This window comes from Vibrio sp. B183, from assembly GCF_000740665.1.
In the GTDB taxonomy this organism is placed as follows: domain Bacteria; phylum Pseudomonadota; class Gammaproteobacteria; order Enterobacterales; family Vibrionaceae; genus Vibrio; species Vibrio coralliilyticus.
Genome location: NZ_JPQB01000019.1, coordinates 53,820 through 67,603 on the forward strand (window position 1 = coordinate 53,820; position 13,784 = coordinate 67,603).

A 13,784-nucleotide genomic window follows, 5' to 3' on the forward strand; every position below is an offset into this window, starting at 1 on the left:
AAAAGGTCGCCAAGGCGACCTTTTTTGATGTTCTGTATTTAAGCCCAGCCAGATGGAGAGCGTTTTTTGCGTGGAATAATGTGTGGCAAGAGCAGGCCAAATAGTAATCCAATACCCGCTACACCACCACCGTACATAAAGTACTTCAGTAGTAGGTCATCTTTCTGCGTATCCAGCTTAGCACGTAGATTACGGACTTCTTCTTGTGAGGCTGTCAGTTGTTGACTGATTTCACCGTAGCTCTTCTCAAGGTCGGCAATCTGGCGATTACGGTTTTCTAGTGAATCCGCTAAACCTGCTTTTTCTTGGTCAGCGCTAGAGCGAGCATTGGCAAGCTTTCCTTTAACATCTGCCAGTTCTTTCTCTAGTTTAGGAAGACGAAGCGCCATGCTTTCTTGTCTTGTGACGAAACGGCTTTCTACCCAGCCTTTGCGACCTTTGGCGTCTTCAATCTGGGTGTAGCCAGTATCTCGGTTGGTCGAAAGTTGCTTCACTTTGTCACCGGCATCGACACTGCCGATAATGCGGAATTGGTTGCTAGGACCAGAGTGCATGTAGGTAAATAGCTTATCAGAAATGTATCGGTCTTGAGCCATTGCTGCTGGAACAGCGAGCAGTGATGCTAGAACGAAGCAAACCAGTTTTTTCACGGTAAATCCTTTAACAGTCTTTTGTCTATAACTTGCTAGTGCCAAATAGTAAGTAGTTTCCCCAGTCACTGCAACAAAGAAGGGAGGCTGAGCCTCCCTTTCTGTGGATTTGAGTCAATAATGACAGTGTGTTAACACATCATTGACTTGCTCATCAGATGAACATTGCCTGAATTGCGTAGAAGAAAACAACCGCAAGCAGTGCACCTGCTGGCAGGGTCACAATCCAAGATGCAACGATGTTACGTACAACACCTAGGTTCAATGCTGCGATACCGCGAGCAAAACCAACACCTAATACCGCACCAACCAGTGTTTGTGTGGTCGAGATAGGAAGGCCAGTACCTGATGCCAGAACAACAGTACACGCTGTTGCTAACTGAGCTGCGAAACCGCGGCTTGGTGTCAGTTCAGTGATACCTGTACCTACAGTAGCCATTACTTTGTGACCAAGTGTTGCCAGACCAACAACGATACCGAAACCGCCAAGAGGTAGAATCCACCAAGCGATGGTGCTCTTAGTTGTAATTTCGCCCATGTGTTCAATGGTAGATACAACTGCAGACAGAGGGCCAATCGCGTTAGCAACGTCGTTTGAACCGTGAGCGAATGCCATTGCACATGCTGTGATAACCATAAGTACGCTGAAGATACCTTCTACGCCAGCGAAACCGTGATCATCTTCGCGGCTTGAGAATTTCTTCTGAATGTAGAAGTAACCGCCCGCCATAACCAGTGCAGATACCGCAGCTGCCCACATCCATGCTTCGCCGTCAGAAAGGTGCAGACCAACGTGCTTAAGGCCTTTCTTGATCGTTACCAGCGCAATCACCATGGTAGTGATGAACATATAAACTGGGACGAAACGTTTAGCGTTGAAGAGTGGCTTCTCGGTATCAAAGATCAGGCGCTGGGCGCTGACAAAAATCACGTACGCAAAGAAACCTGAGATGACTGGAGTAATGATCCAGCTACCAACGATGCCTTGAACTGAGCCCCAATCGACCGCTTCGGTACCCACAGACACACAGGCGAAACCAATGATGGCACCAATGATCGAGTGAGTAGTTGATACAGGCCAACCCATGTAAGAAGCAAGGAGTAGCCATGTACCTGCCGCAAGTAGGGCTGACATCATACCGAAGACAAGAACGTCCGGCTGGCTAGCAAAGAGTGACGTTTCGATTACGCCTTTACGGATAGTGTCGGTTACTTCACCGCCTGCAAGGTATGCCCCCGCAAATTCAAAGATCATCGCGATAATGATCGCTTGTTTTACGGTTAGCGCTTTAGAGCCTACCGATGTACCCATCGCATTGGCCACGTCATTCGCGCCAATACCGATAGCCATCATAAAGCCAAAAACTGCTGCAATAATAATCAGGACAGTGCCGTAGTTCGCAAGGATATCCATCGTAATACCTAGTTGTTGATAACAAGCGGAGCAAATTAGGCACGACAAAACCCCTTCGGCGTCTCATTATTTAACGCCTATCAGGGGAGTGCTATTAAGATGCTCTTCGTTATTTGGTTAACTTATTTGTTTATGAGCGAGACAACATTAGCTCTAGACGCGCACCAACACGTTGCGCCTGATCAGCTATGCCACCTACCCATTCAAGAATCTTATAAAGGAACATTACATCGATCGGATTCAGATCGTTTTCAACCGCCATCAGTTGTTGGCGAAGTTGAATCTGCATCGCGTCAGTATCGTCCTCAATCACATCCAGTTGATGGATCATTTCAGCCACAAGTGTTACTTCGCGGCCTTTAAATCCAGTTTCCAATAACTCATCGAGCTCATTGATGACTTTTTGCGCCTGATTCGCTGCATCGAGACAACGTTTAACATACGCAATGAAGTTTTCTTGGAGAGGCTCTGGGAAAGTCAATTGACGACCGTATACGCGGCCAGCAATATCTTTTGCTAGGTTTGCCAGTTTGTCTTGCTGAGTCAGTAGTTCAAGCATGTCGCTACGATCTACTGGCATAAACAAACCGCGAGGAAGTTTAAGGCGAATTTCGCGCTTAAGTACGTCAGCTTCTTTCTCTAGGTGAGAAATCTGTGCACGAATTTCTGATGCTTTTTCCCAGTCACCCTTTGAACTGACTTCAAAGAAATTCACTAGGTGAGAACAACATTCGTTGACACACACTACGTGGCGCTGCAAAGGCTTAATAGGGGACTTTGCAAATAACCCCATAATTGTATTTACTGGCATGGTCATTCAACCTAATTAATATAACCTAAAAATAACATACACCATTCGTGGTGAAATGTTGAACGATGGCTATAAAGGCGCGCATGTTAACGCATTAAATCCATCATTAAAACTGTTTTAGATCATCATTGCTGCGATATTTCTTTCTTGCCCAGTACGAAAATTGGCAATATCCTGTTTGTATCTGCTTTAAAAGGTATAACTATGGAAACCGAGATAGAACTGAAGTTTTTTGTTTCTCCTGATTTTTCAAATACTTTACGAGATAAAATCTCCCAGACCAAAGTACTTCAGCACAGTTGTCGTGAGCTAGGAAATACCTACTTTGATACTCCCGACAATTGGTTACGTCAGCATGACATTGGCTTAAGAATCCGCCGTTTTGACGATGTGTATGTCCAGACGGTCAAGACGTCCGGACGTGTGGTGGCAGGTTTACACCAACGACCTGAATTCAACGCCGAGCATGACAGCAATGATCCGCTTCTTTCTCTTCACCCATCAGATATCTGGCCGACTGGCAAAGACACTGAAACGCTGCAATCCGAACTTACCCCGCTTTTCTCGACAAACTTCACTCGTGAGCAATGGTTGATCGCCATGCCAGACGGCAGTCAAATCGAAGTTGCTTTCGATCAGGGCAAAGTAGAAGCAGGTGATAAAGAAGACCCGATTTGTGAAGTAGAGCTAGAGCTGAAATCAGGCCAAACAGATGCTCTATTTACGCTTGCGCGTAGCTTCTCTGAAGAAGGGGGCATGCGCCTTGGTAATCTGAGCAAGGCGGCTAAAGGTTATCGTTTAGCAAATGGTTACACTGGCGATGACGTCAAACCGCTGGCTTTGGTTAATACGGACAAACACGACACGGTTGAGTCTTGCTTTATCAACTCTTTGGAGCATGGTTTGTCACACTGGCATTACCACGAGCAAATTTATGTTGAGCGTGAGTCGGTAGAAGCCTTGAATGAAATTAAAAGCTCTATCAGCTTTATTCGTCAGTTGTTGACTGTATACGGAGGTGTAGTGCCTCGTCGTGCGAGTGCTTTGGTGCGTCAGGAGCTGAAGTGGCTTGAACAAGAGCTGGAGTGGTTAAATGACTATGACTATTTAGAAGCGTTACTCGACGATAAAGGTCATGCTCTTCGTAAGCTTGATGCGCGTAAGTTTCTGGTCGGTGAGCTGAAATTGGTTCAAGAAGCCTTGCCTGATCGAGAAGAGATGCTGACACTACTCAACTCCGCCAGATATACAGGTCTTTTGCTTGATCTCAGTCGTTGGATCCTGACCCGTGGCTGGCAGCCATTCCTTGATGACAAAGCGCGCGACAAGATGGCACTAACGGTTGAACCTTTTTCTGTGAAGCAGTTGGATCGCACTTGGGCTGAGTTAATGGAAGCCTTTCCGCCAGAGCGTGCGCTGAACAGTCAGGACTATATTGATCAACAATATCGCCTGATGCGCAACCTTTATACGGGGGTGAGCTTCGCGAGTTTGTTCGATTTTGAAGAGCGCAACAGTTTCCGCCTACCATGGAGCGATTTACTTCACGGTATCGATGATCTCCTTAAACTCCGCACGTTAGACAATATGGTCGATAAGCTGGAAGGTGATGAACAAGAACAGCTGCAGCGCTGGTTGTCTCGCCAAGAGAGCTCCATTCTTCATGCCATGGAACAGACTCGCATTATCTGTATTGAAGCGGAACCTTACTGGCAAGACTAAGTGGATAATAGTGATTTGCGAAACGGGAGCTTTACGGCTCCCGTTTTTTTTTCTTCCTGCTGCTCTAATCGGTCGAGGCGGCGCAGAATTTCATCTTGCTTTTGTACCAGCTCTAACAATAGCCGCTCTTTGTTTTCTGAACGTCTCGCTTGAACTTCCGTTGGTGAGGTGATCAGTGAAGTGATCAAACCTGAAATCATACCGAAAATGCCAACGCCACAAATGATCAAGCCAGAGGCTAAAATTTTACCGGCGTCTGTTACGGGGAAATGATCCCCATAACCCACCGTTGAGATGGTGACGAGTGCCCACCACATCGCATCGCCGCCTGTTTGGATATTGGCATCAGGTGATTTGCCTTCAACAAACAACATCATACTCGAGCCTATGGTCAGCAAGACCACCATTAATAACAGAATCGACGCAAGGGTTGTTTCTCGGCGATTTACCAGCAACTGCTTGATGAGAAAGTTACTTGAGCGGATGACCAGAATCACACGCAAGATGTGGAACAGGCGCGCAAAGCGCAACGGCTCAATCATAGGAATACTAGCTAGGAAGTCTATCCAATGCCGTTTCATAAATTGCACACGATCTGTTGCGCGGATCAAATCTATGCTCAGTTGAAGGAGAAAGACGCTACAGATAATAAAGTCTAAGCCGATAAGAACCTGACGCGTTTGGCTGCTTAGAGGAAAAAACAGCAGGCCAGAGATCACAAATAACGCCATGAAAGACAGGATTAGTGACAGTAAGCTCATTGGTTTTGTATCAGATTTGATATCATTTCTATTCATACGAGGCTCAAAATAAATACATATTCGCTATCTAGATGATGGTAACGAGCGATAGTTAATAGTGTCCTGACAGTTATCAGGAATAAAAACAATATATAAGACTTAGCGGAGAACTAACAATGACCAAAATGGCATTTAAGCCATGGGAGCGAGTGATCACGGATATTCGTCTGGTTCCCAAGATGGTGATGTTGATGGTGTTCAGTACCATTCTGATCATCGGCAAGCAATTATGGGATGCGAGCACCTTCTATGACTCTCTTCTCGCCGCTACTCAAAACGCTCAGGTTGCTCAGGAACATTACGAAGCTTACATGGTACAGGTGGCTTGGCAGACGGCAGCCATGATCGTGGTATTTGTCGTTTTACTCTTGTTCGCAGCACGTATCATGCTGCGCCAGACACAGTATCTTAGTGACTCTATCAAGTTAATGGCGGACCGCAATCTATCGGTACCGATTGAGATGGACTGTAAAGACGAATACGGCGATGTGGCACGCGAGCTGGAAAAGACACGGATGCAACTGCAGGAAATGATCAAGCTACAAATTGACGCATCACAAGAGCTTGCAGGGCTGACTGAAGTCATGACTATGAGCATGTCAGAAACCAAAGAGTCAGCACAAGAAGAGTTTAACGAGATTGATCAACTGGCAACGGCGATGAGTGAAATGTCGTCCACAGTACAGACTGTTGCTGATCACGCACAAAATGCCTCCTCGCTAACGGAGAATGCGTCTGGTCAGGCGGAAAGCGGTCAGCGCTTTGTACAGGGAACAGTGCAGAAAATCAGTGATTTATCGAAAGACATTTCCGCCTCTGCACAAGCCGTCAATCAGGTTGAAGAGAGCGTCGAATCGATTGGCAGTGTGGTTGGTACGATTCAGGGTATTTCCGAGCAGACTAACTTACTGGCACTGAATGCGGCTATCGAAGCGGCACGAGCGGGCGAAGCCGGTAGAGGCTTTGCGGTCGTGGCTGACGAAGTGAGAAACCTTGCGCAGCGTACTCAAGGAGCGACGGTCGAAATTCAGGAAATGATCACTCAACTACAATCCAGTGCGAGCTCAGCAGTGGAATTGATGGAGAAGAGTGTTGTTGAGGCGGCTGAGGGCGTTGATTTGGTTACTAATGCTGGGAGTGAGCTAGACGGGATTGTTGCTCAGGTCAATCAAATCAACGACATGAACTTCCAGATTGCGACGGCAGCGGGTCAGCAAAGTAGCGTCGCAGAAGAGATGAATCAGAATTTGACGAACGTACGTGAGCTGGTGGAAGCATCGGTGACAGTGGTATCTGAATTGCTCGAAACCTCGGAAATCATGCAGAAAAATGCTGAAGCTCTGGATGCCAAGATCACATCCTTTAAAGTCTGATCGCCAGAATAGTACGAATAAGCGCCCACTCATTGTTAGTGGGCGTTTTTTATTGGTATAAAATCCCTATCAACGAATTTATCGACCCAAGGAAGAACCATGCAATTGCCCGCGAGTCTTGCTTCTGTTTCCCAGACTGCTCTGGAGTCCTTACTGCAACATCAGGCTATTCAAGAGTGGCCTGACTCTTACCGTGAGCAGCTCAGTTATGTGGCCGGATTGAGTCAGTTTATTGTCGACACCGTGCAGCAAGATGAGTATTTGCATCAACACTTACCAGAGATGTTGGAGGCAGAGTCTCGACACGAAACATATCGACAGCGTCTGGCAGAATTATTGGCCGGATGCAGCGATGAAATGCAGGGTCATCGAGTACTCAGACAGTTTCGTAATCGTGAGATGACATACATCGCATGGCGAGATTTCATAGGCAATTGGGAGCTTGAACAAAGCCTAGAGCACTTGTCTCAGTTGGCGGAAGCAATGATTTTCGAAACCTATCAGTGGCAGTACAAAGCGTGTTGCGAGCTGTGGGGCACGCCATGCAATGATGCAGGTGAGGCGCAGCCTATGCTGGTTATTGGTATGGGTAAACTGGGCGGTGGTGAGCTGAACTTCTCTTCAGATATCGATCTGATCTTTACTTATCCGGAGAACGGTGAGACTCAAGGTGCTCGTCGTAGCATTGCCAATGCTCAGTTTTTTACCCGTCTAGGACAACGTATCATCAAAGCGCTCGACCAGCAGACCTTTGATGGCTTCTGTTATCGCGTGGACATGCGCTTGCGTCCTTTTGGCGACAGCGGTCCGTTGGTGATGAGCTACGCAGCTCTCGAAGATTACTATCAGGAGCAGGGGCGCGACTGGGAACGCTACGCAATGATTAAAGCGCGAGTGATGGGGCGTGAAATGTACCCGCAGTATCAAGAGTTGCGTCAGATGCTGCGTCCGTTTGTGTTTCGTCGTTACATCGACTTCAGTGCGATCCAATCTTTGAGGCGTATGAAGTCGATGATCAGTAGCGAAGTGCGTCGACGTGGTTTAAGCAACAACATTAAGCTAGGCGCGGGTGGCATTCGCGAAATTGAGTTTATCGCACAGGTATTCCAGTTGATTCGTGGTGGCCGTGAGCCGAATCTGCGCCAACGCGGGTTGTTGGTGACCCTAGACGCGATTGAAGAGTTGGAGCAGTTGACCAGTGAAGAGGTTAATAACCTTAAGCTGTCGTATAAATTCCTGCGCCGGTTAGAGAACCTGTTGCAGGCAATGGCCGACAAGCAAACGCAAACACTGCCTGAATGCGAGAATGAACAATTGCAACTCGCTGTTGCAATGGGGTATGCAGATTGGACCTCGTTAATCGAACAAGTGCGTCAACATATGCACAACGTCCATCAAGTATTCAATAATCTTATCGGCGATGAGGAAGAAGAGTGTTCAGAAGTCGCCAAGCATTTCCATGAACTGTGGGACATGGCGGAAAAGCCAGACGTAATTGAAGCGGTTCTAGAACAGGACATTGGCACGACTGAGGCCGCTGAGATGGCGTCGACCATCATTCAGTTTAAGAAAGACTTAGCCAAGAAAACGTTGGGCCCAAGAGGCCGGGAAGTGCTCAATCGCTTAATGCCGAAGATATTCGCGGCCATATATTCTCATCAGGATGCCAAATTCGGTTTACCTCGCGTCCTGCATTTGCTGCATAAGATTGTGACCCGAACGACGTACCTGGAGTTGTTGGATGAGCACCCTGCGGCATTGACGCAACTGGTTCGCCTTTGCACAGCCAGCCCAATGATTTCAGAGCAACTTGGGCGTTATCCAATTCTGCTTGATGAGCTGATTGATCCTCAGCAGTTGTACAACCCCGTGCCATTGGAAAGCTACCGCACTGAACTGCGTGATTTCCTCGCTCGTATCCCAGAAGACGATATGGAGCAACAGATGGAAGCACTGCGTCAGTTCAAGCAGATCTGCATTTTGCGTATCGCTGCTGCAGACATTGCAGGGGTTCTGCCTGTCATGAAAGTCAGTGACCACCTAACTTACCTCGCTGAAGCGATTGTTGAGTCTGTGGTGAATCAAGCGTGGCTGCAAATGGCGGAGAAATATGGCGAGCCGACGCACCTAAAAGACAGAGAGGGCCGAGGCTTTGCTGTGATTGGCTACGGCAAAGTGGGCGGCTGGGAGCTGGGGTACAACTCAGATCTGGATATCGTCTTTATGCATGACTGCCCAGTTCATGCTTATACCGACGGTAAAAAAGAGATTGATGGCCGCCAATTTTACTTACGTTTGGCGCAGCGCATCATCCATATATTCTCAACAAGAACGGCATCAGGCATCTTGTACGAGGCGGATACTCGCTTACGCCCTTCAGGGGCTTCGGGCTTGCTAGTAAGTCCGGCAGATGCATTTGATGAATACCAGCACAATGAAGCCTGGACATGGGAACATCAAGCGTTAGTGAGGGCTCGGATGATCTACGGCGATCAACCTCTACAACAGGCATTTTCTCAAACAAGGCACGATATCTTGAGTTTGGCGCGAGAAGAGTCAAAGATCAAAACGGATGTGGCCGAGATGCGGGTTAAAATGCGTGAACACCTTGGCGGGAAAAAGTCAGGTCGTTTTATGCTCAAACAAGACCCTGGTGGTATTACCGATGTGGAATTTCTTGCTCAGTATCTGGTCTTAAGGTTTAGTCACGAAAAGCCTAAGCTGACTCGATGGAGTGATAATGTCAGAATCTTTGAATCCATGATGGCACAAGGCATTCTGGATGAAGCCCCTGCGATGGCATTGACTCAGGCATACACAACGATGCGCGATCAAATTCATCATCGTAATTTGCTCAATCTTGATGCGGATGTGGCGGAAGAAAAACTGACCAAAGAGCGAGAGCTGGTTAAAGCGCTTTGGCATGAGTGGCTAGAATAGGTTTAGGGTCCTTATCCCCTGTGTTAAACTCTTGCCCGAATTAGAATTTGGAGACCCATAATGAAACCAATCCTACCGAACTATAGTGATTCTGGTGTATTGATCATCGGTGACGTCATGCTTGATCGTTACTGGTATGGCCCTACTGGACGCATCTCCCCAGAAGCCCCAGTTCCTGTAGTAAAAGTAGAAAATAACGAAGAGCGTCCAGGCGGTGCAGCTAACGTAGCAATGAACATTGCTTCTTTGGGCGGCCATGCGCATATCGTAGGTTTAACTGGGATTGATGAGCCTGCCAAAGTGCTCAACGAGACGCTGTCTGCACTGAAAGTAAAGTGTGACTTTGTGGCTCTGCCAAACTATCCAACCATTACTAAACTTCGCGTTTTGAGCCGTGGTCAGCAGCTGATCCGCTTAGACTTCGAAGACAAATTTGAAAATACTGATGCCGAGCTGATTTTAGATCGTATGGAACAGGCATTGCCAAAAGTGAAGTCGGTTGTTTTGTCTGATTATGCGAAAGGTGCATTGGAGCACGTTCAGCAATTCATTCAGAAAGCACGTGCTGCTAAGGTTCCTGTGTTTATTGATCCTAAAGGAGCGGACTTTGAACGCTACCGTGGTGCGACGCTACTGACTCCAAACATGGCAGAATTTGAGCTGGTTGTGGGTAAGGTAAAATCTGAAGAAGAACTGGTCGAGAAAGGCTTAGCGCTGATTGAAGAGTTCGACTTTGAGGCACTGTTGGTGACGCGCAGTGAACACGGTATGACATTACTACGCCGCGGTCAGGAGCCGTTCCACCTGCCAACTCTTGCCAAAGAGGTCTATGACGTTACAGGTGCAGGTGATACTGTGATTTCTGTCCTTGCTGCGTCAGTTGCTGCGGGTAAACCGCTTGATGAAGCTTGTGCATTGGCAAATGCAGCCGCAGGTGTCGTGGTTGGTAAGCTGGGTACATCAACGGTATCAACCATTGAATTGGCGGAAGCGGTTCATGGTAGTCAAGACACTGATTTTGGTGTCATCACTGAACAGGCTCTGATTGAAGCGGTCAAGAACGCACAATCGAAGGGCGAGAAGGTAGTGATGACCAATGGTTGCTTCGACATTCTGCACGCTGGACACGTTTCTTACCTGAACCATGCTGCTGAATTGGGTGACCGCCTGATTGTCGCTGTGAACACGGATGAATCTGTTAAGCGTTTGAAAGGCCCTGGTCGTCCGGTTAACCCAACAGATCGCCGTATGGCGGTTCTGGCTGGTCTTGGCGCGGTTGATTGGGTTGTCCCGTTTGGCGAAGAAACGCCTCAACGCCTGATTTCAGAAGTATTGCCAGACATGCTTGTGAAAGGCGGTGATTACAAGCCTGAAGAGATTGCGGGTGGTAAAGAAGTGATTGCCAATGGAGGTGAAGTTAAAGTACTTAACTTTGAAGATGGTTGCTCAACGACTGAGATCATTGATGCCATCAAAGGTGGCAAAGGCTAAAGGCACATTCGGCAGAGTGTTATTAAGCTCTGCCTGAATCAAAGTTTGCTCATAAGTTGTTACCATTTTAGTCACAGCTGACAAAGAAAAAACAAAAAATGGAGCCAATTGGCTCCATTTTTCTTTCTTAATTCTGGTGATTACTCTTCTAAATCACCGCAGAATCGGTAGCCTTCACCGTGAATCGTCGCGATGATTTCTGGCGTACCAGAGACTGACTCAAAATGCTTACGGATACGACGGATAGTCACATCGACAGTACGGTCATGTGGCTTAAGCTCACGACCAGTCATCTTCTTAAGCAGGTCAGCACGTGTCTGGATCTTGCCAGGGTTTTCACAGAAGTGAAGCAGGGCACGGAACTCAGAACGTGGTAGCTTGTAGCCATCGCCACTTGGGCTAACCAGTGAGCGACTATTGATATCCAATACCCAGCCGTTGAATTCGTATTTCTCAACGCTACGTTTCTCTTCCGTTACTACACTGGTGCTCATAGAGCGGTTTAGCAGGTTACGAGCACGGATAGTGAGTTCGCGTGGATTGAACGGCTTAGTAATGTAGTCGTCTGCACCGATCTCAAGACCAAGGATCTTGTCGACTTCGTTGTCACGACCAGTCAGGAACATTAATGCCACATTTGCTTGCTCACGCAGTTCACGTGCAAGCAGGAGGCCATTTTTACCTGGAAGGTTGATGTCCATAATAACCAGATTTACCTGGTTGTCAGACAGCACCTGGTGCATCTCTTCACCGTCACTGGCCTCGAAAACAGCGTATCCCTCTGCTTCAAAAATACTCTTTAGAGTGTTACGAGTTACTTGCTCATCTTCAACAATAAGAATGTGCGGGGTTTGCATTGGCGGTACCTAAACTTGTGAAAAAATTGTGCTAATAGAATAAATTCTAGGCAAAAACCTAACATACAGGTAATGTGATGTTGATAATAAACCAAAGACTGTAAAAATACATTGTTTCTTTGGTTGCCCGCCTTCCTTGGTCCCAATTCGCTTCTTGAGGTCCCTTTTCCTCACACGTTCTATTAGTCTTTGAGGCGGATTCTATAATGTTAACAGCATGCTAACAACGTCAGAATGTTAATTCCATGCACTTTGTTGATTTATATCAAGAGTTCGAATGTAACAAATATTAATAGTCTAAAACTAATGTAAAACTGTGGTTTATATGATGGTTGATGCACAACTTTGGCAAGAATATTCAGACCCTTACTTCAAATTCATTCGCTCGCCGAGCAGTCATCAGTTTGCCATTATCACGGCGTGGAACCCCGCTAGTCAGTGGCAGTCCAAACAACAAAATCAGCGAAATAATCGCTACTTAGTTCAAGAATTTAGCCATACTTACTTTGTTGAAGTGTTAGTGGGAGATGAAAGTTTCGGTTGGGCTGAAGAGAGTTTCGCCGTCGATATTGATGAGCTACAGGCACTAGAGCTAGGGCGTAAATATCAGCAGAACGCGATTTACTATGTTGATGGTAATGAGCTGTTTTTACTCTCCTGTTTGGCTGACAAAGCGAAAGTCAGTTTAGGTAAGTGGAAGTATCGATGCAGATAAGAAATTAAAGCCATATTCATGGAGGAAAAATGAAAGATATAACACCGGATATATGTGATAAACATGAAGATAAAGTAACGTCGTTGGATTTGCCCCTACACACTTTTGGTAACAAAAGTGCATTCTGGGGAGAAATTGTCACGGTTCGCTGCTACCACGATAACTCCAAAGTGAGAGAAACCTTGAGTCAGGACGGCAAGGGAAAAGTGCTGATCGTCGATGGACACGGTTCCTGTCAAAAGGCCTTGCTTGGTGATCAATTGGCGATCCTAGCGATTGATAATAACTGGGAGGGCGTGATTGTTTATGGTGCTATCCGTGATGCGGCTGCAATGGCGGAGATGGAACTGGGAGTCAAGGCGCTCGGGACCAGCCCATTTAAAACGGAAAAGCGTGGGGCGGGTGACACGAATGTGACTTTGACGATACACAACCAAATGATCCAGCCCGGCGACTACGTCTACGCCGACTGGAATGGTGTGTTAACCTCTACAGAATTGTTGGATTGGAGTTAGAAGCGAAAGCCGATACCGACTTCCAGCTCTTGTTGCCACTCTTGATGTTCGAGAGTGGCATGGAGATCTAGATTTTCAGTCAACCTCATGCGACTTGAAACTTCTGCGGCAATGACTTTATCTGTCCCCTCTGCCGTGTTTTCTTCGTTGTAAGAATGCAGGGTACTTTTTACCGAGACTCTTGGCGTTATCTGATAGCTTACACCACTTAAAAATCCACTTTCGTTGGTATTACTCCCTTGATTAACACGGGCTCCTACATACAAATCAATGTTATCAAACACATTATAAGAATAACCGCCATCAATCTTCCAAGTATCAAAGTCGTGTTGATCGGTCTCACTGGAGAGGAATAGCTTATGTGGGGATGCTTTTTGCTGTGATGGTAAAGCAGGGAGTTCTGTAGCCACTGACGAGCACGCAACAAGAGTAAGCAAAAGGCTTAGTGTTTTTTTCATTTGCCACTCCTTGGTCGTTATTTATCCACTGCAAGATC

At 46.9% G+C, this 13,784-nt stretch carries 12 protein-coding genes; 6 read left to right on the top strand and 6 right to left on the bottom strand.

Features of this window, described 5'->3' with window-relative positions; translation table 11 throughout:
• Positions 1 to 38 precede the first annotated feature (38 nt).
• The 3 genes from IX95_RS20655 to IX95_RS20665 all read right to left on the bottom strand — a co-directional run bounded on the left by IX95_RS20655 (position 39) and on the right by IX95_RS20665 (position 2,875).
• Positions 39 to 650, bottom strand: coding sequence for a TIGR04211 family SH3 domain-containing protein (locus tag IX95_RS20655; RefSeq protein ID WP_006957778.1), 612 nt, complete (start codon positions 648 to 650; stop codon positions 39 to 41).
• A 154-nt stretch (positions 651 to 804) separates the two neighbouring features.
• A complete protein-coding gene (locus tag IX95_RS20660) occupies positions 805 to 2,064 on the bottom strand; it encodes an inorganic phosphate transporter (RefSeq protein ID WP_006957777.1) in 1,260 nt (419 codons plus the stop codon).
• Between the two features lie 130 nt (positions 2,065 to 2,194).
• The gene (locus IX95_RS20665; protein WP_038163663.1) at positions 2,195 to 2,875 is read right to left on the bottom strand and encodes a TIGR00153 family protein; all 681 of its coding nucleotides are present in this window, start codon (positions 2,873 to 2,875) and stop codon (positions 2,195 to 2,197) included.
• 204 nt (positions 2,876 to 3,079) lie between these two features.
• Here IX95_RS20665 and IX95_RS20670 point away from each other — a divergent pair, with 204 nt between their 5' ends.
• Positions 3,080 to 4,597, top strand: a complete 1,518-nt coding sequence (locus IX95_RS20670; RefSeq protein ID WP_038163665.1) for a CYTH and CHAD domain-containing protein — start codon at positions 3,080 to 3,082, stop codon at positions 4,595 to 4,597.
• Here IX95_RS20670 and IX95_RS20675 read toward each other — a convergent pair.
• On the bottom strand, positions 4,594 to 5,394 hold the full coding sequence (locus IX95_RS20675) for a potassium channel family protein (RefSeq protein WP_051912623.1): 801 nt from the start codon (positions 5,392 to 5,394) through the stop codon (positions 4,594 to 4,596). The genes IX95_RS20670 and IX95_RS20675 overlap by 4 nt on opposite strands.
• Positions 5,395 to 5,513: 119 nt before the next feature.
• Here IX95_RS20675 and IX95_RS20680 point away from each other — a divergent pair, with 119 nt between their 5' ends.
• The 3 genes from IX95_RS20680 (at position 5,514) to hldE (ending at position 11,201) form a co-directional block, all read left to right on the top strand.
• Positions 5,514 to 6,770 (top strand): methyl-accepting chemotaxis protein, encoded by a 1,257-nt coding sequence (locus IX95_RS20680; protein ID WP_006957773.1) that lies wholly within the window; start codon positions 5,514 to 5,516, stop codon positions 6,768 to 6,770.
• A gap of 99 nt (positions 6,771 to 6,869) precedes the next feature.
• Complete coding sequence (glnE, locus tag IX95_RS20685) at positions 6,870 to 9,710, top strand: bifunctional [glutamate--ammonia ligase]-adenylyl-L-tyrosine phosphorylase/[glutamate--ammonia-ligase] adenylyltransferase (protein ID WP_038163667.1); 2,841 nt, start codon at positions 6,870 to 6,872, stop codon at positions 9,708 to 9,710.
• 60 nt (positions 9,711 to 9,770) lie between these two features.
• Positions 9,771 to 11,201 carry a bifunctional D-glycero-beta-D-manno-heptose-7-phosphate kinase/D-glycero-beta-D-manno-heptose 1-phosphate adenylyltransferase HldE gene (gene hldE, locus IX95_RS20690; RefSeq protein WP_006957771.1) on the top strand — a complete coding sequence of 477 codons (1,431 nt, stop codon included), beginning with the start codon at positions 9,771 to 9,773 and terminating at the stop codon, positions 11,199 to 11,201.
• Between the two features lie 140 nt (positions 11,202 to 11,341).
• Here the strand turns inward: hldE and arcA are convergent, their stop codons facing one another.
• On the bottom strand, positions 11,342 to 12,058 hold the full coding sequence (gene arcA / locus IX95_RS20695) for a two-component system response regulator ArcA (RefSeq protein WP_006957769.1): 717 nt from the start codon (positions 12,056 to 12,058) through the stop codon (positions 11,342 to 11,344).
• A 325-nt stretch (positions 12,059 to 12,383) separates the two neighbouring features.
• Between arcA and IX95_RS20700 the strand changes: the two genes are divergently transcribed.
• A complete protein-coding gene (locus IX95_RS20700) occupies positions 12,384 to 12,773 on the top strand; it encodes a DUF3293 domain-containing protein (RefSeq protein ID WP_038163670.1) in 390 nt (129 codons plus the stop codon).
• A 29-nt stretch (positions 12,774 to 12,802) separates the two neighbouring features.
• On the top strand, positions 12,803 to 13,288 hold the full coding sequence (locus IX95_RS20705) for a putative 4-hydroxy-4-methyl-2-oxoglutarate aldolase (RefSeq protein ID WP_019278037.1): 486 nt from the start codon (positions 12,803 to 12,805) through the stop codon (positions 13,286 to 13,288).
• Here the strand turns inward: IX95_RS20705 and IX95_RS20710 are convergent.
• Positions 13,285 to 13,746, bottom strand: a complete 462-nt coding sequence (locus IX95_RS20710; protein WP_006957766.1) for a hypothetical protein — start codon at positions 13,744 to 13,746, stop codon at positions 13,285 to 13,287. The genes IX95_RS20705 and IX95_RS20710 overlap by 4 nt on opposite strands.
• Positions 13,747 to 13,784: the final 38 nt, after the last annotated feature.

Excerpts from the sequence above, each read along its gene's own strand:
- IX95_RS20675 (WP_051912623.1), bottom strand. The coding sequence starts at position 5,394 with ATGAATAGAAATGATATCAAATCTGATACAAAACCAATGAGCTTACTG.
- glnE (WP_038163667.1), top strand. The coding sequence starts at position 6,870 with ATGCAATTGCCCGCGAGTCTTGCTTCTGTTTCCCAGACTGCTCTGGAG.
- IX95_RS20665 (WP_038163663.1), bottom strand. The coding sequence starts at position 2,875 with ATGCCAGTAAATACAATTATGGGGTTATTTGCAAAGTCCCCTATTAAG.
- IX95_RS20705 (WP_019278037.1), top strand. The coding sequence starts at position 12,803 with ATGAAAGATATAACACCGGATATATGTGATAAACATGAAGATAAAGTA.
- arcA (WP_006957769.1), bottom strand. The coding sequence starts at position 12,058 with ATGCAAACCCCGCACATTCTTATTGTTGAAGATGAGCAAGTAACTCGT.
- IX95_RS20660 (WP_006957777.1), bottom strand. The coding sequence starts at position 2,064 with ATGGATATCCTTGCGAACTACGGCACTGTCCTGATTATTATTGCAGCA.
- IX95_RS20680 (WP_006957773.1), top strand. The coding sequence starts at position 5,514 with ATGACCAAAATGGCATTTAAGCCATGGGAGCGAGTGATCACGGATATT.
- hldE (WP_006957771.1), top strand. The coding sequence starts at position 9,771 with ATGAAACCAATCCTACCGAACTATAGTGATTCTGGTGTATTGATCATC.
- IX95_RS20710 (WP_006957766.1), bottom strand. The coding sequence starts at position 13,746 with ATGAAAAAAACACTAAGCCTTTTGCTTACTCTTGTTGCGTGCTCGTCA.
- IX95_RS20700 (WP_038163670.1), top strand. The coding sequence starts at position 12,384 with ATGATGGTTGATGCACAACTTTGGCAAGAATATTCAGACCCTTACTTC.
- IX95_RS20670 (WP_038163665.1), top strand. The coding sequence starts at position 3,080 with ATGGAAACCGAGATAGAACTGAAGTTTTTTGTTTCTCCTGATTTTTCA.